The sequence below is a fragment of the Burkholderia sp. YIM B11467 genome, from assembly GCF_052952715.1.
Genome location: NZ_JBQVSQ010000001.1, coordinates 1,428,184 through 1,447,865 on the forward strand (window position 1 = coordinate 1,428,184; position 19,682 = coordinate 1,447,865).

Sequence of the window (19,682 nt, forward strand, 5' to 3'; positions counted from 1 at the left end):
GTAATGCGCGACGCGGCGGCGCGATGGCCGCCGCCGCGTCGCGGCCGTCACGCGCCGGGCGCCGGCACGGCGTCGAGCACGCGCGCGAGAAACGCCTCGTGATTCCACGCGGATTCCGGACGCGACAGCCCGAGCCGCACGACCACCAACTGGCGGCTCGGCACCACGCTGACGAACTGGCCTTCATGGCCGACCGCATGAAACGCGTCGGCCGGCATCGTGGCCGCATGCGGATCGCGATCGTTGAATGGCTCCGGCACCTTGACCCACAGCTGCGCGCCGAATTCCTGGCGCGTCGACAGCGGCGTCGCGCGCGTCAGGTAGTGCACCCAGCCAGCCGGCAGCAGCCGCTGCCCGTTCCACACACCATCCTGCAGCAGAAACTGCCCGAAGCGCGCCCAGTCGTGCGCGCTCGCATACATGTACGACGGGCTGACGAGCGTGCCGGACGCGTCGGGCTCGAACACCGCGCTGCGCATGTCGAGCGGCGCGAACAGCGCGCGGCGCGGATACGCGAGGTAGTCGTCCTCGTTGCCGCCCAGCGCCTCGCGCATCACGCGCGCGACGATCGCGCTCGTGCCGCTCGAGTAGTCCCACCGCGTGCCGGGTGTCGCGGCGAGTGGCTTCGCCGATGCGAACCGCGCGGTATCGGGTTGCGTGAACAGCATCACGGCGACGTCGGACAGCGGGTCGTCGTAGTCCTCGTTGAATTGCAGGCCGCTCGTCATCCGCAGCAGCTCGTCGAGCGTGATGGCCGCGCGCGGGTCGCCGCTGCCGCGCCATTCCGGCAACAGCGCCGATGCATCGGGCGACAGCTTGTGCTGCGCGACGAGCGTGCCGACCAGCGCGGCCGTCACGGTCTTCGTCATCGACCAGCCGGGCAGCGGCGTGTCGGCCGTGAAGCCGGGCGCATAGCGTTCGGCGATCACCTGGCCGCGCCACGTCACGACGACCGCGCGCGTGCGTCGCGGCCGTGCCGGATCGGGCTCGTCGAATGCGCGGTCGAGCGCGGTCTGCAGCTTGTGCGCGTCGATGCCGGCGGGCGGCACGGCGGGTGCCGGCTGCGCAGGCGGCGGATCGGGGAGGGTCGGCAACGCGGCCGGTAAGGTGGCTGGCAACGCGCCGGGCGACGGCCCGAGCGCGAGCGTGCAGCCGAGCCCGGGCCGGAAGTCGGCTTCACGCTCGGCAAAGCCGGCGAAGGTCGCCGTGGCGCGGTGATGGTCGGGATCGATCGACGGACGCACCAGTTTCAGCAGCGGATGCACGCCGGCCATGATGTCGACGTCGATCACGGAGGCGGCCGGGCGGCCCGATACGAACACGCCCGAACACAGTGCCTTCGCGGCGTAGCCGGTGGCGATCGGCGCGAGCCGCGACAGCATGTAGCCGGCATAGCCGACCGCGGCGAGCAGCACGACGGCCGCGCCGCGCAGGATCAACGTCTTGATGGGTGTCGTCATGCGCGAGCGTCCTCGGTTGTCTGCAGGCGGGCCATGAACCGGCAGTGTCGCAGGTTCCGGCGAGCGCTGGCAATCGCGGGTGCATGCGGCGCCGGGTGGTGCCGCTCGGACGCATAGTGCCCGGCATGTGCGAATCGTACGTGTCGATCGCCATGGTCGAACGGGCCGCAAGCGGCCCGTTCCCGTGGCGCGTCATTGCGCGTTGTTGTCGTTGTCCGGACGCAGTGTCCAGACTGTCGCGGTATTCGTGTTGTCGTCGACGGCCGCGAATTGCGGCTGGCCTTTGCTGCCTCGCCCGAATGCCAGGCCGAAGGCCGACCCCGGCGCGGTATCGACCTGCATCTGCGCGACGAAGCGCCCGTCCACCGTGAATTCGACGATCTCGCTCGGATGCAGCGGGTCGGCGTTGACCGCGTCGCCGTTCGCGGTCACGAGATGGCCGTTCGACGCGAGCGCCAGCGCGAGCGGGCCGTGCAGGTGCTTCGTGTCGAAGTAGATCATCCGTCCGACGCCGCCGTTGCGGTTCGTCGACGCGGCGTTCTGGATCGCGAACACCGCGTTGTCGCCCGTGGACGCGACGTACAGGACGTCGATGTTCGGGTCGTACGCGAGGCCGGTCGGGCCGACGACGAGTGCATTGGGATCGGTCCGGTTCACGTAGCCCGACGCGATGATGCGCGAACTCGGCAGCATCGTGACGCCGTTGGTGTCGATCGTCAGGTCGATCCGCGCGACCGTCCCGTTCAGCACGTTCGACACGAACGCGGTCACGCGCGGGCCGCGATCGATCACGGTCATGTCCCACGGCCCGTCGAGCAGCGTGGCGCTGACCAGTTGCGTGACGAGATTGCCTTGCGGACCGATGACGAGCAGCGAGCCCGGCGCGACCACGGTCTTGCCGTCCGGCGCCGGCACGTTGCCGACCAGCACGAAGCCGCTGCGCAGCACCGCGAGCGCGGTCGTCAGGCCGAGATTGTGGCCCTGGAAGAACGTCGCCGGCGTATTGCCGGGCGACAGCTTCACGATCGTCGTGCCGGTGCCTTGCGCGTTCGACGCCGCGTTGAAGTTGGACACGACGACGTCGCCGGGTTTCAGCGTGCTCCAGGACGGCACGCCGGGCGGTACGAACGCGATGCCGTACGGGTTGAGATCGCCGTTGGCGGGCACGGTCGATGCAGTGACCGACGCTGGCGGCAGGATGATGTCGCTGCTGCCGGCCCATGCGAAGGTCGACGACAACGCGGCCAGCCCGGCGCCGCAAAGCGCGCGGCATAGCGTGCGCGCAATCGCGCGGGAGGTGTGTGCGAAGACGGGCGTGGCGGGGGAACGACAGGTGGGGAGAGGGTCCATGGCATGACTCCGGTTGATGAGCGCGAGCAGTCATCCCGGCTGCCGGCCAGCGCAGCCGACGGGTGTCCGGCGCGGGTTCGCGATCGTGCCGCGCGAACCCACGCTCGAAATAAACGGATGGCGACGGCCGCTTATTCCATCCCGGTTGCGTCGTCACATGCGTGCCGGCAGCGATGGTTCGCCGCGATGACGACACGGCCCGACAAGTTGAAATGACGGCCGCCGTCGGCCGATAATCGTCCGGCATCGAACACTCACCCAATCCAACCGTTATCGGAAAACGCCATGTCCTACGACAACAACAACCCGTTCGCGAAAATCCTGCGCGGCGAACTGCCGTGCGTGAAGGTCGCGGAAGACGACGCGACCCTCGCGATCATGGATCTCATGCCGCAGGCCGACGGCCACGTGCTCGTGATCCCGAAGGAGCCAGCCGCGCAGATCTTCGATCTGTCCGGCGACGCGGCCGCGGCCGGCATCCGCATGACGCAGCGCGTCGCGGCGGCCGTGCGTGCGGCGCTCGAGCCGGACGGCGTGTTCATCGGCCAGTTCAACGGCGCGGCGGCCGGCCAGACGGTCCCGCACGTGCACTTCCACGTGATCCCGCGCTGGGAAGGCGCCGAGCTGCGGATGCATGCACGCGACATCGCCGACGCGGCGACGCTCGAAGCGATCGCGCAGCGCATTCGCGCGCGCTTCGTGTAACGGATCGACGGCACGCGGCGTGGCACGGCATGGCGGCCGAGAACCGGCGGCCACCGTGTCGCCATCGCTTGTTTCGGCGGTCACGCGAGGTAACACGTGTAACCGCCCGCGAAACTCGGCCCGGCAAGCCCGGCGCTAGACTCGGCGCATTGCTACATCGAGCGACAGGAAGGGCGGATCGCCTCTTCCTGCCGGCCGTCGCATCACGCGGCGGCACGGTCTTCGCGAGGTGCCATTCGTCTTACGCGCCGGGAATCGAGCCATGTCCAGACTTCTCATCACGCTTGCCCTGATCGGCGGCCTGTCCGGCTGCTACGTCGCGCCGCCGTACGGCTACTACGCACCCGCGCCGGCCTATTACGGCTACGCGCCGGCGTATTACGCGCCGCCCGTCAGCGTCGGGATCGGCGGCAACTTCCGCATCCGCTGATCCTGCACCGGGCGTGACCCGGGCCGCACCGGTCCGGGCCGCCGCCTTGCGCCGGACGAGTCGCGCGGGTTCGCGCGCCGCATGACGACGGCGCGCTGCGCGGCGTGCGCGCGGTTCCTATACTTCACAGGAAAGCGCATCCCGGCGAGGCAGCCATGTCAGTCACCCGCAAGGTCGCAGTCGTGTCGGGCGTATCCACGCTCGTCTATCTCGGGCTCGCCGTGCTCGGCAGCGGCGGGTTCGCCGCGTTCTTCTCGCATCCACCGCTGACCGTGGTGGTCGTCGCGACGTTCGTGATGGCCGTTGCCGCGATGTTCACCGAGGGCAACCTGAGCGCCGGCGAGCGCGAGAACCGCGACAACCGCTGGGTGCTCGCGGCGTTCGCGGTGACCGGGTTCCTGCTCGCGTACCTGCCCGCGCTGACCGACCGGCTCGGTTTCTGGACTTTCGGCGGCGATGCGGTGCGATGGGTCGGCGTCGTGCTGTACATCGCGGGCGGTGCGCTGCGCATCTGGCCCGTGTTCGTGCTCGGCAAGCGCTTCAGCGGGCTGGTCGCGATCCAGCCGGGCCATACGCTCGTGACCGGCGGCATCTACCGCCGCATCCGCAATCCGAGCTATCTCGGCCTGCTCGTCAATTCGGTCGGCTGGGCGCTGGCGTTCCGCTCCGGCGTCGGCGTGCTGCTGGTCGTGCTGATGATGGTGCCGCTCGTCGCGCGTATCCGTTCCGAGGAGGCGCTGCTGCGTTCCCAATTCGGGGCCGAATACGACGCGTATTGCGCGCGGACCTGGCGGCTGCTGCCCGGCGTGTACTGACCCTCTCAACTCTCCCCCGACCGGCGTTTCGGCGCGCGCTCACGGCGCGTGCCCGATGTGTTGCCACGTGTGTCTCAAACGTGCGACGCCACGTGTCGCCGGCCTGCCGTTCCGCACCGACGGATTCCTGCCAAAGCCAATACCGACAAGGGTTTCCGGGAATCCCGGAGCCACCGTTCGACGTCTGTTATTCGTAAACAACTTGTTACCAGAATGTCCACGGCAACGGTGCGGGACCGGTGCTATTCTTCGCCGCAAGCTCAATGAAATGAATTGGTCCGGGGTTCGGCACAATGCCTGAACCGACGTCGATCGATTCAGATCGCCGTACCGAGCGGACCTTCGATAACCAGATTGCGAACAAGGAAGAATACGGGAATGTGGAAGAAAATCGCCCCCGCTCTCGTCGTCGCCGCGCTGACCGGCGCGACTGCGCTGCCGGCCCTGGCCGGTGACATGAACAATGCGCTTGGCGGCGCGCTCGGCGGGGTAGCCGGCGCAGCGGTCGGCGGTGCCCTCGGCGGCAGCACGGGCTCGGTCATCGGTGGCGCCATCGGCGGCGGCGCGGGTGGCGCGGTGACGTCGAATCGTCACGAGCGCACCGGCGCGATCATCGGCGGCGCACTCGGCGGCGGCGCAGGCACCGCGGCAGGCAATGCGATGGGCGGCCGCACGGGCGGCCTGCTGGGCGCGGCGGTCGGCGGCGGCGCCGGCGCGGCACTCGGCGGCAACATGTCGCGCAGCTCGTACGAACGCGATTACGGCGATCGCGGTTATCGCGGCGATCGCGGCTATCGTCGCCACAAGCATCATCATCACCGCGACTGGGACTGATCGCCGCTGGCGCGGCACGGTGCGCGAATAGCGCACCGGCGCGCCGACGGCGTCGGCACCCGACGCGAGATTCGGCCCGGCGGCCTGCCGGGCCGCCATCGCCGGCCAGCCCGGCGACCCTTTCCGGCTTCATCAGCCGCTGCCATACGCCCGATCGACGGGCCGGCCAATTCCCTCCTCGACTTAATTCCCCGCTTCCCGACTACATCGCCTGTTGCGCCAGAACGCGTCAGCGCGGGATCGGCGAACGCCATCACTCAGATTCTGTTCGACACGTCCGCCGGCTCCGGCCTGACGATGGCTCGCGGCCGCGCGCGCATCGACCGTCTGCAATCCGCGTAACCAGATGTATCGCGAACCGCACGCGCAACCCGTATTGCCGCGACCGGATACGTCGCATCCGGCGCCGGGACGATCGTTCGCGTTGCCGCAGCCGTCAGGATTTCCCTGATAGGCAGACCGCCGCGCAACACCGCGTCACCGCGCATCGCGGGTGCCCGCAGGTAGTGGGAAATCGAATGGATATCATCGCAACATTTAATTGGTCGCTGGCGATCGACTTCGCTATCGTCAACGATGCCCGCGTACGGAGTCGAACCGTGCCGTCAGCCGCACACCTCGCCGCCTGTCGCGAGCGCCGCGGCGCGGCCGCCGGACCCACAAGCATGGGCCGTCGCGTCCGATGAACCGGACGGACCCGTCGCGAAGCCTGGCCGACCGACCGAAGGCGCATGCGCTTTCAAGCCACCCCGGCAACGATGTCCCGCCGCCGCATGCGCGCCCCACGCGCGTGCAAGCCGCCCGATGCCGTTTGCGCCAGGGGCCGGACCAACCCATTGCCTGGATGCACTATGTCTAAGACAACGTATTACGCGCCGCATGGCGGCCACCCGCCGCAGACCGATCTGCTGACCGATCGCGCGATGTTCACCGAGGCGTACGCGGTGATCCCGAAGGGGGTGATGCGCGACATCGTCACGAGCTGGCTGCCGTTCTGGACGAACACGCGCCTGTGGGTGATCGCTCGCCCGCTGTCGGGTTTCGCCGAAACCTTCTCGCAGTACATCGTCGAAGTGAACCCGGGCGGCGGCAGCGACAAGCCCGAGCAGGACAAGAACGCCGAAGCCGTGCTGTTCGTCGTCGAAGGCGAAGCCGAGCTGACGCTGCAGGGCAAGAAGCACGTGCTGAAGCCGGGCGGCTATGCATTCATTCCGCCGGGCGCGGACTGGACGCTGCACAACGTCAGCGATGCCGCGGTGCGTTTCCACTGGGTCCGCAAGCATTACCAGGTCGTCGACGGCATTCCGCTTCCGGAAGCGTTCGTGACCAACGAGCAGGACGTCGAGCCGATCCCGATGCCGGGCACCAACGGCGCATGGGTGACGACGCGTTTCGTCGACATGAGCGACATGCGTCACGACATGCACGTGAACATCGTGACGTTCGAGCCGGGCGGCGTGATTCCGTTCGCCGAAACGCACGTGATGGAGCATGGCCTGTACGTGCTCGAAGGCAAGGCCGTCTATCGCCTGAACCAGGACTGGGTCGAGGTCGAAGCGGGCGATTTCATGTGGCTGCGCGCGTTCTGCCCGCAGGCATGTTATTCGGGTGGCCCTGGCCGCTTCCGCTACCTGCTGTACAAGGATGTGAACCGTCACATGAACCTGACGCTGAACCCCGCGCGCTAAGCGCTGCGGCAGCAGTCGAATGCGAAAGCCCGCCGGTGCATTCTGGCGGGCTTTGACGAGATGGTCAGCGTGACCGAGGCAGCCCGATTCAGCGTACGCTGATCGGGCTGTTTCCTTTCCGGGAGATCATCACGGGCACTGTGACGTTGATCGGAATCGATCCAGGCAAGCACGGCTTCTTTCTGCATGCGCAGGACCGTCACGGTTACGCGTGTGCGACGCCCGTTGCGATACGTCACGGCTTCCCGTTGATCGCGGTCAGATATCGCGCGAGGTCGTCGATCGCCTCGGGCGGCAACGGCGCGCCATAGACCGCACGCATCTTGATGACCTCCGCCTTCCACTCCTGGAACGACAGCGGCGGTTGCCGGGTCACCATGTGGACCGAATGGCAGATCAGGCAATGCAGGTTCGCGAGATCGGCGCCCGGGCCGGGCGGAAACTTCTGTGTATCGCCGGGCAACGCGACCTCGACCGTTCCGGTCGGCGCGGCGCGCGCCGTCTTGCCCGTTTCCGCCATTGCGGCGCCTCCCGCGCAGGTCACCGCTGCGAGCAGGATCGCGGCACACGTCTTCATCATGATCGGCTCCTCACGCGACGAATACATGCGTCGTTTCGACCACGTTGCGCATGTAGCCGGCCGGGTTCCAGTTCGGCGTGTCCGGCTGCTCGACGCCGCCGTCGTTGATCGCCTTGACCTGCAACACGGCCTGTCCGGCGCGGTGCGGCGTGAACTGCGCCTCCCAGCGGCGCAAGCTGTACTTGCCGTAGTCCTTCCCGAGGCGCGCCGTCGCCCAGGACGCGCCGCCATCATCGGAGAACAGCACCTTGCGCACGCCCGTGTCGCCGCCGAACGCGATGCCCCGGACCGTCTGCGGCCGGTCCAGCGCGATCACGGCGCCGTCGTCGAGGTTGGTGATGAACGATCGCGGCACCATCCGGCTGATCGGCACGGTCTTGACGCCGGCCTGCCCGGGCTGAATGCTCGCGTGCGGCGTGTCGGGAATCTGATAGGCCTTCGCCATCCAGAAATTGTCGTCGCGCCGGTCGATGACCTCGATGTCGTTCAGCATCTTCACCCAGTACGTCGAATACCAGCCCGGCACGACGAGGCGCAGCGGGAAGCCGTTGAGCAGCGGCAGCGGCTGCCCGTTCATCCCGAACGCGACGATCACTTCGCCGTCCCGCGCGCGGTCGACGTCGAGTGCCTTGATGAAGGACGGCGTGGCGGGCAGCACGCCCTTGTCCAGGCCGTTGAAGCGGACCTGCACCGCGCCCGCCTTCACGCCCGCCCGATCGAGGATGTCCTTGAGCCGCACGCCGGTCCAGCGCGCGTTGCCCATTGCGCCGTTGCCCCATTCGCCGCCGGCGACGCGCGGCTTGAAGAAGCCGCGCGAATTGCCGGCGCACTGATTGACGGCGGCGACTTCGACGCGCGGAAAGCCGCTCATGAGGTCGCGCAGGCTCAGTTCGAGCGGGCGGTCGACGAGCCCGTGCACGGCGAGCCGGAACGCGCCGGCGTCGATCCGCGCCGGGATGTCGGCGAGGTGCCATCGCACGAAGAACCGGTCGTTCGGCGTGAACACGCCGTCATCGAACACGGAGAAAGGTGTTTCGAGCAGCGGGGGGCGGATGCGCACCAGCAGCATTTCGCCCTTTTGCGGAAAGTCGTGGGTCAGCTCGCGCAGCCCGTTCTCGAACGGTAGCGTGACCGCGTCGGCCGCGCATGCGCGGCGATGCCAGCTTGCGCCGACGGCCAGCAGGCCGCCAGCGGCGGCGGCCTGCATCAGGTGACGGCGCTGTGGATCATGTGGGTCTGCCATGACGACTCCCTCGTTTGCCGATCTGTCTGCCGAACCCGCGATCGCGCGCGGCTGCCAAAACGCCGGATCATGCGCGGCCGATGACCCGAGATTTCATGATAGGCGCAATCCGGCGCGATATCGGGCCGGATGGGGTTCGCGCGTGGAAGCGGTGCAGCAACGGCCGCCGGGCCTCGGTCGCGCCGCGCATTCCCGCTCGGGTTCCCCCGTGCATCGCTCGTCGCTTCCCGTCAGCGGCGACGTACCGTGAACGAGTCCCCGGCCTCCCTTGATCCCGCGGCCGCAAGATCCGGTCGGGCACCCGTCACGTGATCGCCTGCGGCATGCCGCCGCTCGGCTGGCGCGACCGGTATCACCGTGCGCGACGTCGATCAGGTACGCGCGTGACGCGAGACGCGCGAACGGTTCGGGCACGCTTTCCTAAATAAAATTTAGCCTGCCAAACTTTGGCTAAAGAATGTTCCGGTTTCGCGTTATCCCTTCGACAATGCGCGCCTTCCGTGACCGGTCGGCGTCAATCGCGCGCCGGCCGTCGCGGCATCGAAGAAGGAGCACGGCATGACCGACCACACCGCATCCCCTCCGCCGCAACCCGCGCCGCCGCGCCGCCGACGCGTGTGGCGCACGCTCGCGGGCGCGCTGCTCGGCCTGACGCTCGCGTGCGCGGGCATCGGCGCATGGACGATCCAGCGCATCTGGGCGCAGCTGCCGTCCGTCGAGCACCTGGCCGTCTATCGTCCCGCGCTGCCGCTGCGGATCTTCTCGCGCGACGGCGACCTGCTGGCCGAATACGGCGTCGAGCGGCGCGAGTTCGTGCCGCTCGAACGCATCCCGCCGCTGATGCGGCATGCGCTGCTCGCCGCCGAGGACGCGAAGTTCTACCAGCACGGCGCGGTCGATGTCGGCGGCCTCGCGCGCGCGACGTTCGCGAACGTCGTGACGGGGCAACCGGGGCAGGGCGGCAGCACGATCTCGATGCAGGTCGCGCGCAACTTCTACCTGACGCGCGACAAGGTGCTGAGCCGCAAGCTCGCCGAGATCCTGATGGCGGCCAAGCTCGAACGCGAATACAGCAAGGACAAGCTGCTCGAGCTGTACATGAACGAGATCTACCTGGGCGAGCGCGCGTACGGTTTCGCGGCGGCCGCGAACGTGTATTTCGGCAAGCCGCTCGACGCGTTGAGCGCGGGCGAGGCGGCCGTGCTCGCGGGGCTGCCGAAGGCGCCGTCCGCGTTCAACCCGGTCGTCAATCCGGCGCGCGCGACCGCGCGGCGCAACTATGTGCTCGGGCGGATGCATGCGCTCGGCCAGCTCGACGACGCGACCTACCGCGCGGCCGTCGATGCGCCGATCGCGCTGGCGACCACGCCGCCGCCCGGCATCATCGCCGCGCCGTACGTTGCCGAGCGCGCACGCCGGATGATGGTCGAGCGTTTTCACGACGACGCCTATACGCTCGGCCTCGACGTGACGACGTCGATCTCGATGCGCGACCAGCGCGCGGCCGAAGCCGCGCTTGAGCGCACGTTGAACCGACAGCCACGCGCGAAGCGCGATGCGCGCAACGGACTCGAAGGCGCACTCGTGTCGCTCGACGCGGCGACGGGCGACATGCTCGCGCTCGTCGGCGGCGCGGATTTCAGCCGCAACGTGTTCGACCATGCACTGCAGGCGTACCGCCAGCCGGGCTCGAGCTTCAAGCCGTTCGTCTATTCGGCGGCGCTGGAGAAGGGCTATTTCCCGGGCGTGCTCGTCGACGATACGCAGCGCACGCTCACGCGTGCGGAAACCGGCGCGCAGCCGTGGCGTCCGCGCAATTTCGGCAACCGCTACGAGGGCTTCATTCCGGTGCGGCGCGGGCTCGTGCGCTCGAAGAACCTGGTCGCGGTCAGCCTGATGCAGGCCACCGACGCACGCTACGTGCAGCAGCACGCGGTGCATTTCGGCTTCGACGCGCAGCGCAATCCGGCGTCGCTGCCGCTTGCGCTCGGCGCGGGTGCGGTGACGCCGCTCGAACTCGCGAGCGCCTACAGCGTGTTCGCGAATGGTGGGACGCGGATGGTGCCGCGCCTGATCCTGTCGGTGAAGCAGCGCCACGGCGGCGCGATGTACGAGGCGACGGCGCCGGCGGGCGAGCGCGTCGTGTCGGCTCGCAACGCATTCGTGATGGACAGCATGCTGCGCGACGTCGTGCGGGCCGGCACCGCGCGCGGCGCGCTCGCGCTGCGCCGCGACGACGCGGCCGGCAAGACGGGCACGTCGAATGGATCGAAGGATGTGTGGTTCGCCGGTTACTCGTCGGGCATCGTCGCGGTCGCGTGGCTCGGTTACGACACGCCGCGCCCGATGGGGCGCGCGACCGGTGCGACGCTGGCGCTGCCGGTGTGGCTCGACTACATGAAGACGGCCGTCGACGGGCGCACGCCGGTCGCTGCGACGCCGCCGCAGGATGTCGCTCTGGTCGACGGCGACTTCGTCTACGCCGAATACACGCGCGGCACGTGCACGGCCGACGTGCCGCCGTACATCCGCAGCCGCTTCGCATGCGGCGGCGCGCAGGCGGTCGATGCGCCGGATACGCCGGCCGGCGACGGCAAGCCCAACGAGCCGATGCCCGCGGCAGTAGACGCGGCCGAGCGCGAACGCGTGCTCGACCTGTTCCGGACCGACGACTGACACGCGCCATGCATACGCTTTATCTGATTGCGATCGTCGCGGAAGCGATGTCGGGGGCGCTGATGGGCATGCGGCGCGGGATGGACCGCTTCGGGCTCGCGCTCGTTGGCGCGGTGACGGCGCTCGGTGGCGGCACCGTGCGCGACGTGTTGCTCGGCCACTATCCGCTCGGCTGGATCGCGCATCCCGAATACCTCGTGATCACGCTCGTCGCGGCGACCGTCGCATCGTGGGCGGCACGACATGTCGCGCGGATGAAGACGCTGTTCGTTACCGTCGATGCGATCGGTCTCGCGGCGTTTACGATCATCGGCTGCGACGTCGGTGCGTCGACCGGCACGGCGCCGATCATCGTCGTGCTGGCCGGCGCGATCACGGGCGTCTGCGGCGGGATGCTGCGCGACCTGCTGTGCAACGAGATGCCGCTGATCCTGCGCGAGGAGCTGTACGCGAGCGTCGCGTTCGTCACGGGCGCGCTGTATGTCGGGATGCAGCATCTCGGCATCGATGCGGGTTTTGCGACGGTGGTCGCGCTGGCGGCCGGATTCTCGATGCGAATGCTGGCCGTGCGGCTCGGGTGGAAGATGCGGACTTTCGGCGCGGCGGACGTCGAGCATTGAGCGCGGCCGCGCCGGCGTTCAATCCGGCTGCATCACCTGGAAGACATTCCCTTCCGGATCGAGGCCGTCAACCATCCGGTACGGGAAACCGTCGTAGCGCTTGAGATCGCGCACGGTCACACCGTCGCCGGCGAGTCGGTCGCGATGCGCGTCGATCCCGGCGTCGATCCTGAACACGAGCTTCACGGGGCTGGTGGTCGCGTTCGCATGCGCGGCGGCATGGCGAAACGCCGGGCCGGCCAGATGCAGCGCCAGTTCGACCGTGCCCGCTTCGAGCACGACCCATTCACCGTCGATTTCCTCGATGACGGGGAGGTCGAAATACCGCTGGTAGAACGCCTTCAGCAACGCAACGTCGTGGACGTACAGGATGATGCGGGTCATCGGAAGCGGCATGGGGGTCTCCTCGAAGGGGATGCGTGAAGCGCGAATGATGCGAAGTGAAGGTCGGGGTGTCGGGCAAGGCCGGACGTCGAGCGACATACCGACCGTACACTACGCGGGCACCATCACCGGTGGCATACCGTCGCCGGTTTCCACCATCTTCACCGCGAAGCCGTAGCACTGCGCGATATGGGCGGGCGTCATCACGTCGCGCGGTGCGCCGTGCGCGACGATCGTGCCGTCGGCAAGCATCGCGATGGTATCCGCGTGCCGCGCGGCGAGGTTCGGGTCGTGCACGATCGCGAGCACGCCGAGCTGCCATTCGCGCGCGACGGCGCGCACGGTATCGAGCAGGCGGTGCTGATGCGCGAGATCGAGCGCGGCGGTCGGCTCGTCGAGCAGCAGGTAGCGCGGGCCGCTTTCCGTCGCATCGTCGTCCGGCCACAGCTGCGCGAGCACGCGCGCGAACTGCACACGGGCGAGTTCGCCACCCGACAGCGTTGTGACATCGCGGCCGACGAGCGCATCGGCGCCCGCGCGTTCGAGCGCGCGCCACGCGATGTCGCGATCGCGATGCGACGTCGCACCGCTGCGCCGCGCATGCGGATAACGACCGAGCAGCACGATTTCGTCGACGCTGAACGGGAAGGCCGGTTGCGCGGCCTGCGGCAGCACCGCACGCAGGCACGCGAGCCGCGGCGCGTCGATGCGCGCGAGCGGTTCGCCGTTCAGCGTGACGTTGCCCGACACGCGCACGCCGGTCGGCGCGACGCTGCCGGTCAGCTCGCCGGCGAAGGTCTTCAGCAGCGTGCTCTTGCCCGCGCCGTTGCGGCCGAGCAGCGCGGTCACGCGGCCGGGCTCGATCGACAGCGACAGGTCGCGCAGGATGGCGTTGTGTCGGCGGGCGACGTCGAGATGGTGGGCGGTCAGCATGGTCGTCGTGAGGGCGTGAGGGAGGGTTACCCGCCGAGCGCGCCGCGGCTCTTCCACAGCAGCGCGAGAAAGAACGGCGCGCCGAGCAGCGCGGTCAGCACGCCGAGCGGAATTTCGGCGGGGGCGGCGACCGTGCGTGCGGCGAGGTCGGCGGCGAGCGTCAGCAGCGCGCCGAGCAGCGCGGCGCCGGGTAGCACGATCCGCTGGTCGGGGCCGCACGCGAGGCGCACGCAATGCGGCGCGACGAGCCCGATGAAGCCGATGATGCCCGCGCACGACACGAGCGCGCCGACCGCGAGCGCGACCGCGACGAGCACGCGCCGCTTCAGCCGCTGCACGGGCACGCCGAGATGCAGCGCCTCGGTTTCGCCGAGCTGCAGCGCGTTCAGCGCGTCGCGTTCGCGCGCAAGCAGCACGCAGCCGATCGCGACGCACGGCGCGACGGCCGCCAGCGCGGACCATTGCGCGCCGCCGAGGCTGCCGAGGCTCCAGAAGGTCAGCGAGCGCAACTGCGCGTCGTCGGCGACGAACGTGAGCAGCCCGATCGCCGCGCCGACCAGCGCGTTGATCGCGATGCCGGCGAGCAGCAGCAGCGGCAGCGCGAGCCGGCCGCGCGACGCGGCAAGCCGGTAGACGAGCGCCGCGACCGTGAGCGCCCCGGCGAAGGCGGCAATGGGCAACGCGGCCGCGCTCACATGTGCGGCAAAGAGCGCGGGACCAAGCACGATCATCGTCGTCGCGCCGAGGGCAGCGCCGCTCGACACGCCGACGAGCCCCGGATCGGCGAGCGGATTGCGGAACAGCGCCTGCATCGCGGCACCGGTGGCGCCGAAGCCGCCGCCGACCAGCAGCGCCAGCGCGACGCGCGGCGCGCGAATCTCGAACAGCACCGCGCGCGCCTGCTGCGCGGCCGCATCGCCGCTCAGTGCGGCCCATGCTTCCGCGAGCGGAATGCGATAGGCGCCGACGCACAGCGCGACGACGGACATCGCGCACACGAGGCACGCGAGTGCGGCCAGCGCGAACGGCGCGAAGCGGCGCGACGTGCCGATGCGCGCGGCGCCGGAACGCGATGCGGATGACGGCGCGAGGAAAGGCGAAGCATGAGCGGGCATCGGGGCGGTCCGGAATCAGGCGAGCGCATCCGACAGGCGTCGGTGCAGGGTCGTGACGGCGAGCGGCAGGCGCGGGCCGAAGCCGAGCAGGAACAGCGCGTCGAGCGACACGACGCGTTGCGCGCGGCCGGCCGGCGTCGCGCCGAAGCCGGGCGTCGCGAGCAGCGCGGCGCGGCCGCCGACGGCCGCGAGCCCTTCGTCGGAGATCAGCACGACGTCGGGCGCGGCGGCCGCGAGTGCCTCGGTCGTCAGCGGCTTGTAGTGATCGAAGCCCTGCATCGCGTTGCGTGCGCCCGCGTAGCGGATCATCGCGTCGGCGGCCGTGCGCTGGCCGGCGACGAGCGCCTGGTTGCCGGTATGGTTCAGCACGAACAGCACGCGCGGCGGCTGCGCGCCGCCGGGTGTGCGCGCGGCGACCGCGTCGCGCGCGGCCTGCCAGTCGCGGTCGAAGCGCTGCAGCAGCGTGGTGCCTGAATCGCGCACGTCGAGCGCTTGCGCGATACCCGTGATCTTCGCGCGTACCGATTCGACGTCGTGGCGTTCGTCGAACGTCGTCACCGTCACGCCGGCACTTTTCACCTGCGCGATCGCTGTGGGCGGGCCGGCTTCCGCCGACGCGAGCACGAGATCAGGTCGCAGCGACAGCAGCCCCTCGGCCGACAGCGCGCGCTGGTAGCCGACCTTCGGCAAGCGCTTCGCGGCGTCGGGGTAGGTGCAGGTCGTGTCGGCGCCGACGAGCCGGTAGCGGGGCGTCTCGGCGCCGCCGAGCGCGAACGCGGTTTCCGCGAGCGCGCCGCCGATCACGACCACGCGCTTCGAGGCGGCCTGCGCGAGCACGCCACCGGGCAGCGCGCCCGCGAGCGCGCCGGCCACCGCACCCGCCAACACCGCACGGCGTCGCGGATCGAACGATCGCGCATTCATCGCGCGTCCCCGCGTGCCGCCGTCGGCAGCGTCGCAACGAGCGCGCGCCAGTCGTCGCGCTCGACCTTGCCGGGCTTGCGCTCGCCGAACAGCAGCGCGACGTGGTCGCCCTGCCGGTCGAACAGTTCGAGCGACGTGACGAGGCCGTCGCTCGTCGGCTTCTTCACGACCCACGCGGCGGCGATCAGGTCCTCGCGCACGTGCAGGTTGAAGCCCGGATCGAGCACGTTGATCCACGCGCCGACCTCGCGCACGTTCGCGACCGGGCCCGTGTGGATCTGGATCATTCCCGCGTTGCCGACGAACACCATGATCGGCTGGCCGCTCCTGGCGGCCTGTTCGAGCACGTGGCGCAGCGCATGCGCGGTTTCGACCGGATACGCGTATTGCGGATCGGCGAGGCGCAGCGCCTGCATGCGGCTCACGCCGAAACGCTGCGTGATGCCGAAGAACTGGTGCGTGTCGGTCATCGCATTCCACGCGGCGCGGAAGCCGGATACGTCGATCTCGGTATCGGCACGCTCGGGCGTCTTCGGTGTGGCGGGCGCGACATCGAGGCCCGGCTCCTGCGACGGCGCGCGCCAGCGTTCGACGAATGCGTCGTACGCGGCGTGATCGCTGTGCGCGCGCAGGTACACCTTGTGGATCGCATGACCCTGCGCGTCGAAGAACTGCAGGCTCTTCAGCGGGCCGTGCGCGGTCTCGTCGCGCACCGCGAACGCCGACACCCAGTGACGATAGAAGATGCGCAGGTCGATGTCGCCGAGCGCGAGGCCGACGGGGCCGTCATGGCTCATCTGCGCATATTCGCCGTCCTTCTCGTGGACGGCCGTGTCGTTGCGCGTGAGCGCCATCACGCGGCCGAGGCGCGGCATTTCCTCGAACATCGCCGGAAAGCGCGCGTCGAGCCGCACGACGTGCTCGCCAACGAACGCGGCGAGCGCCTCGCCTTCGCTGACGCCGAGCGCCTGCGCGACGTCGCGGTTGCGCAGCTGGCGCTCGGTCTTGAGCTTGACGAACGCGTCGCGCAGCGCGGCGGCCGCGCGGGCCGGCGTGGCCGGTTGACCGGGAAGGGCGGATTGCATCATGTCGGACTCCTTCAAGAAACGGTTGGGGTGGTAGCGCGTGCGGCGCGCATCAGAAATCCACTTTCATGCTGACGGCGACCGTGCGTCCGGACGACGTATACGCATCGAGCACCTGCGAATCGGCCGCGATGCCGCGCACGTCCGACCAGTTCCAGTACTTGCGGTCGAACAGGTTGCGGATGCCGATCGTTGCGCTCACATGTTTGTTGAAGCGGTAGCCGCCGCGCAGGTCGACGACGAACGACGACGGCGGCGCGAAGCACGCCTTGTTCGAACAGTCGGACTTGTCGATGTCCTTGTCGCGTTTCGCGGCCTGGAACAGCAGGTCGGTCTGCACGAACCAGCGCTCGCTCGGCTCGTAGCGCACGCCGAACACGGCCGAGAACGGGTTGACCGTGTTGAGCGGCTGGCTGGCCGCGCCGTTGTTCTGCGTCGAGCCCTTCGTGAACGCCATCGCCGTCTTCAGCGTGATGCCGTTCGGCATCGCCCATTCGGCGCGGCCTTCGAGGCCGTGGATGCGCGCGTCGGCGAAGTTCACGTACTGGAATACGAACGGGTCGGCCGGCCGGCCGCTGCCGGCGATCGTCGTGCGCGAGATGAAGTTGCGGTAGCGGCCCGAGAACGCGGCCGCGCTGTAGCGCACGACGCCGTAGCCGGTGCCGGCCTTGCCGCGCAGGCCGGCTTCGAACGTGTCGCTCGTCTCGGGCTTCAGGTTCGGGTTGCCGATCGACGTGTAGCCGTACACCGGGTTCGAGAAGCTGCTGTTCACCTGGTCGGGCGTCGGCGCGCGGAAGCCGTGCGCGTACTGCACGTACGGAATCAGCGCGGGCGTGATCTCGTAGAGCACCGAGACGCGCGGCGACAGTTCGTTCGCGCTCGTCGACACGGCCTTGCCGGTGAACAGCGGATCGTTTTCGGACGGGCTCAGCCGGTACGTGTCGAAGCGCAGGCCCGGCGTGACGAGCAGGCGGCCGTAGCCGATCTGGTCCTGCACGAACGCGCCGAACAGCGTGTAGTCGGTGTCGGGGAACGCCTTGTTCGGGAACGCCTCGCCGACGCCCGGCACCGTGCCGTTGCGCATGTTCGTCACGCGCGACAGGCTGCCGTCGACGCCATAGAGCAGCTTGTGTGCGAGCGGGCCGGTCGCGAAGCCGCTTTCGGCGAACGCGGAGCCGCCGAACGTGCGTTCCTTGTACTGGTTGTCGCGCGAGCGCGATTTCAACGGCGTGCCGCGCGTCTCGAACGCGTACTGGTCCTGCTTCGCGTCCTGGTAGTAGAACTGCACGTGCGCGGTCTGGAACCAGCGGAACGCGTCGTCGCGGAAGTCGTAGTCGACGCTGAAGCGGTTGCGCTCGAGCCGGTCGTTCGTCGTGAGGCCGAGCGTGGTGGGCGGATTGATCGCGGACAGCACGTCGGTGCTCACGCGTCGCTGCACCGTTTCGGCCGTGAACTTGATCGTGTCGCGCGTGGTGGGCGTCAGCACGAGCTTGCCGAGCAGCGATTCCGAATAGACGTCCTGAGGGTTCGACGTCGTGCGCAGTGTGCTCGCCGAATTGTTGCTGCCGCGCGTATCGACCTCATGGCCGCGCCGGCCGTCGGCGATGATCATCCCCTGCACGCGATCGTTGCCGCCCGCGGCCGACACGGTCGCGCCGATGCTGCGGTCGGCCGAATCGTAGCTCGGCCGGAACGAGAAGTAATAGGGCTTGTTGTAGATCGACAGCAGGTCGCGCGGATCCTTCGTGATGAAGTTCACCGCGCCGGTCAGGCCGTCGCTGCCGTAGAGCGCGGAGGCCGGCCCGCGCAGGATTTCGATGCGCTTGAGCGTGTCGAGATCGGCGTAGTCGCCGCGGCCCGCTTCGAGCGGACCGAACGAAAACGCGTTCGGCAGGCGGATGCCGTCCTCCATCAGCAGCACGCGATTGCCTTCGAGGCCGCGGATGTTGATGCTCGAATCGCCGTCGCGGCCGCCGCCTTGCGCGGCGCTGGCGGGCCGGTACGCGGTGCGGCGCACCGTGACGCCCGGCTCGTAGCGCAGCGCGTCCTTGATGTTGGTGGCCTGCTGCTCCTCGAGATCCTCGTCGGTGATCACCGACACCGAGGCCGCCGTGCGGCTCGCGGCCGTGGCGGTGCGGGTGGCCGTGACGGTGACGGGGTCGAGCAGCGCCGCGTCGCCGCGCGTGGACGCGGCGAGGACGACGGCAGGAGGCGGGGTGACGCCTTGCGGCGACGAATCGGCGTGAGCCGGGGCGGCGGACAGGCCGAACGCGCCGAACAGCGCGGCGCAGATCGGCCGCCGCGCCAGCGGATAGCAATGCACAGGTGGTCTCCCATTGACGAAAACAAGCCCGAGGGCTGGCTGGGTGACGCGTTCACCTGGCTGGCCCGCCCACGCGCGGAATGCGGCGAACGGAGAATTGAAAGGCAACTGATAACTTTACCAGTGTAAATGAGAATTATTATCAATACAAGCGAGGAAAGCGGCCCGTGCGGGCGCGCGCTCACCCGTGCGGCTCGGATGGGCCGCACCGGGAAATTCGGGAGAAAAGCGCGGGCCCTAGGCCAGCGCTTCGATGCGGATCAGCAGGTTGCGCGCATGCGCGATGAACGCATCGTGCGTTGCGCGATCGCTGTGACTTTCGAGGCCCGCCTGTTCGGCGAAGGCGATCTGATCGGTGTAGAGGTCGACGAGCGCACGGCGTTCGTCAAGGGGAAGCGCGCGGATCATCGACACGAGCAGCAGTTCCTGCGCGCGAAGCATGCCGGACAGCAATTGAACGTTCATGCCGACCTCCTCGGACGATGCGGCGGCAGGCCGCTCTTTCCATACTAGGCGG

The 19,682-nt window shown here is 69.1% G+C and carries 18 protein-coding genes; 7 read left to right on the forward strand and 11 right to left on the reverse strand.

Features of this window, described 5'->3' with window-relative positions:
• Positions 1 to 47: 47 nt before the first annotated feature.
• Both ACTRWB_RS06520 and ACTRWB_RS06525 read right to left on the reverse strand, forming a co-directional pair.
• Positions 48 to 1,460, reverse strand: a complete 1,413-nt coding sequence (locus tag ACTRWB_RS06520; protein WP_446901307.1) for a serine hydrolase domain-containing protein — start codon at positions 1,458 to 1,460, stop codon at positions 48 to 50.
• A gap of 192 nt (positions 1,461 to 1,652) precedes the next feature.
• Complete coding sequence (locus ACTRWB_RS06525; RefSeq protein ID WP_446901308.1) at positions 1,653 to 2,810, reverse strand: hypothetical protein; 1,158 nt, start codon at positions 2,808 to 2,810, stop codon at positions 1,653 to 1,655.
• 285 nt (positions 2,811 to 3,095) lie between these two features.
• Here ACTRWB_RS06525 and ACTRWB_RS06530 point away from each other — a divergent pair, with 285 nt between their 5' ends.
• The 5 genes from ACTRWB_RS06530 (at position 3,096) to ACTRWB_RS06550 (ending at position 7,282) form a co-directional block, all read left to right on the forward strand.
• The gene (locus ACTRWB_RS06530) at positions 3,096 to 3,515 is read left to right on the forward strand and encodes an HIT family protein (RefSeq protein ID WP_343494676.1); all 420 of its coding nucleotides are present in this window, start codon (positions 3,096 to 3,098) and stop codon (positions 3,513 to 3,515) included.
• A 262-nt stretch (positions 3,516 to 3,777) separates the two neighbouring features.
• Entirely contained in the window at positions 3,778 to 3,945 is a 168-nt protein-coding gene (locus ACTRWB_RS06535; protein WP_193099666.1) for a hypothetical protein, read from the forward strand.
• Positions 3,946 to 4,100: 155 nt separating this feature from the next.
• Complete coding sequence (locus tag ACTRWB_RS06540) at positions 4,101 to 4,760, forward strand: methyltransferase family protein (RefSeq protein ID WP_446901309.1); 660 nt, start codon at positions 4,101 to 4,103, stop codon at positions 4,758 to 4,760.
• A gap of 378 nt (positions 4,761 to 5,138) precedes the next feature.
• The gene (locus tag ACTRWB_RS06545) at positions 5,139 to 5,594 is read left to right on the forward strand and encodes a hypothetical protein (RefSeq protein ID WP_446901310.1); all 456 of its coding nucleotides are present in this window, start codon (positions 5,139 to 5,141) and stop codon (positions 5,592 to 5,594) included.
• Between the two features lie 851 nt (positions 5,595 to 6,445).
• Positions 6,446 to 7,282 (forward strand): bifunctional allantoicase/(S)-ureidoglycine aminohydrolase, encoded by an 837-nt coding sequence (locus ACTRWB_RS06550; RefSeq protein ID WP_048245961.1) that lies wholly within the window; start codon positions 6,446 to 6,448, stop codon positions 7,280 to 7,282.
• Between the two features lie 235 nt (positions 7,283 to 7,517).
• Here ACTRWB_RS06550 and ACTRWB_RS06555 read toward each other — a convergent pair whose 3' ends face one another.
• Both ACTRWB_RS06555 and ACTRWB_RS06560 read right to left on the reverse strand, forming a co-directional pair.
• Positions 7,518 to 7,862, reverse strand: coding sequence for a c-type cytochrome (locus tag ACTRWB_RS06555; RefSeq protein WP_446901311.1), 345 nt, complete (start codon positions 7,860 to 7,862; stop codon positions 7,518 to 7,520).
• 10 nt (positions 7,863 to 7,872) lie between these two features.
• Complete coding sequence (locus tag ACTRWB_RS06560) at positions 7,873 to 9,105, reverse strand: molybdopterin-dependent oxidoreductase (protein ID WP_446901312.1); 1,233 nt, start codon at positions 9,103 to 9,105, stop codon at positions 7,873 to 7,875.
• Positions 9,106 to 9,663: 558 nt separating this feature from the next.
• Between ACTRWB_RS06560 and ACTRWB_RS06565 the strand changes: the two genes are divergently transcribed.
• Together ACTRWB_RS06565 and ACTRWB_RS06570 are read left to right on the forward strand one after the other, a co-directional pair.
• On the forward strand, positions 9,664 to 11,781 hold the full coding sequence (locus ACTRWB_RS06565; protein ID WP_446901313.1) for a penicillin-binding protein 1A: 2,118 nt from the start codon (positions 9,664 to 9,666) through the stop codon (positions 11,779 to 11,781).
• A gap of 8 nt (positions 11,782 to 11,789) precedes the next feature.
• The gene (locus tag ACTRWB_RS06570) at positions 11,790 to 12,401 is read left to right on the forward strand and encodes a trimeric intracellular cation channel family protein (RefSeq protein ID WP_129515921.1); all 612 of its coding nucleotides are present in this window, start codon (positions 11,790 to 11,792) and stop codon (positions 12,399 to 12,401) included.
• A gap of 18 nt (positions 12,402 to 12,419) precedes the next feature.
• Here ACTRWB_RS06570 and ACTRWB_RS06575 read toward each other — a convergent pair whose 3' ends face one another.
• The 7 genes from ACTRWB_RS06575 to ACTRWB_RS06605 form a co-directional block, all read right to left on the reverse strand.
• On the reverse strand, positions 12,420 to 12,797 hold the full coding sequence (locus ACTRWB_RS06575; RefSeq protein WP_446901314.1) for a VOC family protein: 378 nt from the start codon (positions 12,795 to 12,797) through the stop codon (positions 12,420 to 12,422).
• 99 nt (positions 12,798 to 12,896) lie between these two features.
• The gene (locus tag ACTRWB_RS06580) at positions 12,897 to 13,718 is read right to left on the reverse strand and encodes a heme ABC transporter ATP-binding protein (RefSeq protein ID WP_446901315.1); all 822 of its coding nucleotides are present in this window, start codon (positions 13,716 to 13,718) and stop codon (positions 12,897 to 12,899) included.
• Positions 13,719 to 13,744: 26 nt separating this feature from the next.
• The gene (locus ACTRWB_RS06585; protein ID WP_446901316.1) at positions 13,745 to 14,833 is read right to left on the reverse strand and encodes a FecCD family ABC transporter permease; all 1,089 of its coding nucleotides are present in this window, start codon (positions 14,831 to 14,833) and stop codon (positions 13,745 to 13,747) included.
• 15 nt (positions 14,834 to 14,848) lie between these two features.
• On the reverse strand, positions 14,849 to 15,757 hold the full coding sequence (locus ACTRWB_RS06590; RefSeq protein ID WP_446901317.1) for a heme/hemin ABC transporter substrate-binding protein: 909 nt from the start codon (positions 15,755 to 15,757) through the stop codon (positions 14,849 to 14,851).
• Complete coding sequence (locus tag ACTRWB_RS06595) at positions 15,754 to 16,845, reverse strand: hemin-degrading factor (protein WP_446901318.1); 1,092 nt, start codon at positions 16,843 to 16,845, stop codon at positions 15,754 to 15,756. The genes ACTRWB_RS06590 and ACTRWB_RS06595 overlap by 4 nt, the downstream gene beginning before the upstream one ends.
• A 49-nt stretch (positions 16,846 to 16,894) precedes the next feature.
• Positions 16,895 to 19,165 (reverse strand): TonB-dependent hemoglobin/transferrin/lactoferrin family receptor, encoded by a 2,271-nt coding sequence (locus ACTRWB_RS06600; RefSeq protein ID WP_446901319.1) that lies wholly within the window; start codon positions 19,163 to 19,165, stop codon positions 16,895 to 16,897.
• A 237-nt stretch (positions 19,166 to 19,402) separates the two neighbouring features.
• The gene (locus ACTRWB_RS06605) at positions 19,403 to 19,630 is read right to left on the reverse strand and encodes a hypothetical protein (RefSeq protein WP_193099678.1); all 228 of its coding nucleotides are present in this window, start codon (positions 19,628 to 19,630) and stop codon (positions 19,403 to 19,405) included.
• Positions 19,631 to 19,682 lie beyond the last annotated feature (52 nt).

Coding starts and splice junctions, on each gene's coding strand:
- ACTRWB_RS06535 (WP_193099666.1), top strand. CDS start 3,778: ATGTCCAGACTTCTCATCACGCTTGCCCTGATCGGCGGCCTGTCCGGC.
- ACTRWB_RS06550 (WP_048245961.1), top strand. CDS start 6,446: ATGTCTAAGACAACGTATTACGCGCCGCATGGCGGCCACCCGCCGCAG.
- ACTRWB_RS06585 (WP_446901316.1), bottom strand. CDS start 14,833: ATGCCCGCTCATGCTTCGCCTTTCCTCGCGCCGTCATCCGCATCGCGT.
- ACTRWB_RS06555 (WP_446901311.1), bottom strand. CDS start 7,862: ATGATGAAGACGTGTGCCGCGATCCTGCTCGCAGCGGTGACCTGCGCG.
- ACTRWB_RS06570 (WP_129515921.1), top strand. CDS start 11,790: ATGCATACGCTTTATCTGATTGCGATCGTCGCGGAAGCGATGTCGGGG.
- ACTRWB_RS06575 (WP_446901314.1), bottom strand. CDS start 12,797: ATGCCGCTTCCGATGACCCGCATCATCCTGTACGTCCACGACGTTGCG.
- ACTRWB_RS06590 (WP_446901317.1), bottom strand. CDS start 15,757: ATGAATGCGCGATCGTTCGATCCGCGACGCCGTGCGGTGTTGGCGGGT.
- ACTRWB_RS06520 (WP_446901307.1), bottom strand. CDS start 1,460: ATGACGACACCCATCAAGACGTTGATCCTGCGCGGCGCGGCCGTCGTG.
- ACTRWB_RS06530 (WP_343494676.1), top strand. CDS start 3,096: ATGTCCTACGACAACAACAACCCGTTCGCGAAAATCCTGCGCGGCGAA.
- ACTRWB_RS06525 (WP_446901308.1), bottom strand. CDS start 2,810: ATGGACCCTCTCCCCACCTGTCGTTCCCCCGCCACGCCCGTCTTCGCA.
- ACTRWB_RS06605 (WP_193099678.1), bottom strand. CDS start 19,630: ATGAACGTTCAATTGCTGTCCGGCATGCTTCGCGCGCAGGAACTGCTG.
- ACTRWB_RS06580 (WP_446901315.1), bottom strand. CDS start 13,718: ATGCTGACCGCCCACCATCTCGACGTCGCCCGCCGACACAACGCCATC.
- ACTRWB_RS06565 (WP_446901313.1), top strand. CDS start 9,664: ATGACCGACCACACCGCATCCCCTCCGCCGCAACCCGCGCCGCCGCGC.
- ACTRWB_RS06540 (WP_446901309.1), top strand. CDS start 4,101: ATGTCAGTCACCCGCAAGGTCGCAGTCGTGTCGGGCGTATCCACGCTC.
- ACTRWB_RS06545 (WP_446901310.1), top strand. CDS start 5,139: ATGTGGAAGAAAATCGCCCCCGCTCTCGTCGTCGCCGCGCTGACCGGC.
- ACTRWB_RS06560 (WP_446901312.1), bottom strand. CDS start 9,105: ATGGCAGACCCACATGATCCACAGCGCCGTCACCTGATGCAGGCCGCC.
- ACTRWB_RS06595 (WP_446901318.1), bottom strand. CDS start 16,845: ATGATGCAATCCGCCCTTCCCGGTCAACCGGCCACGCCGGCCCGCGCG.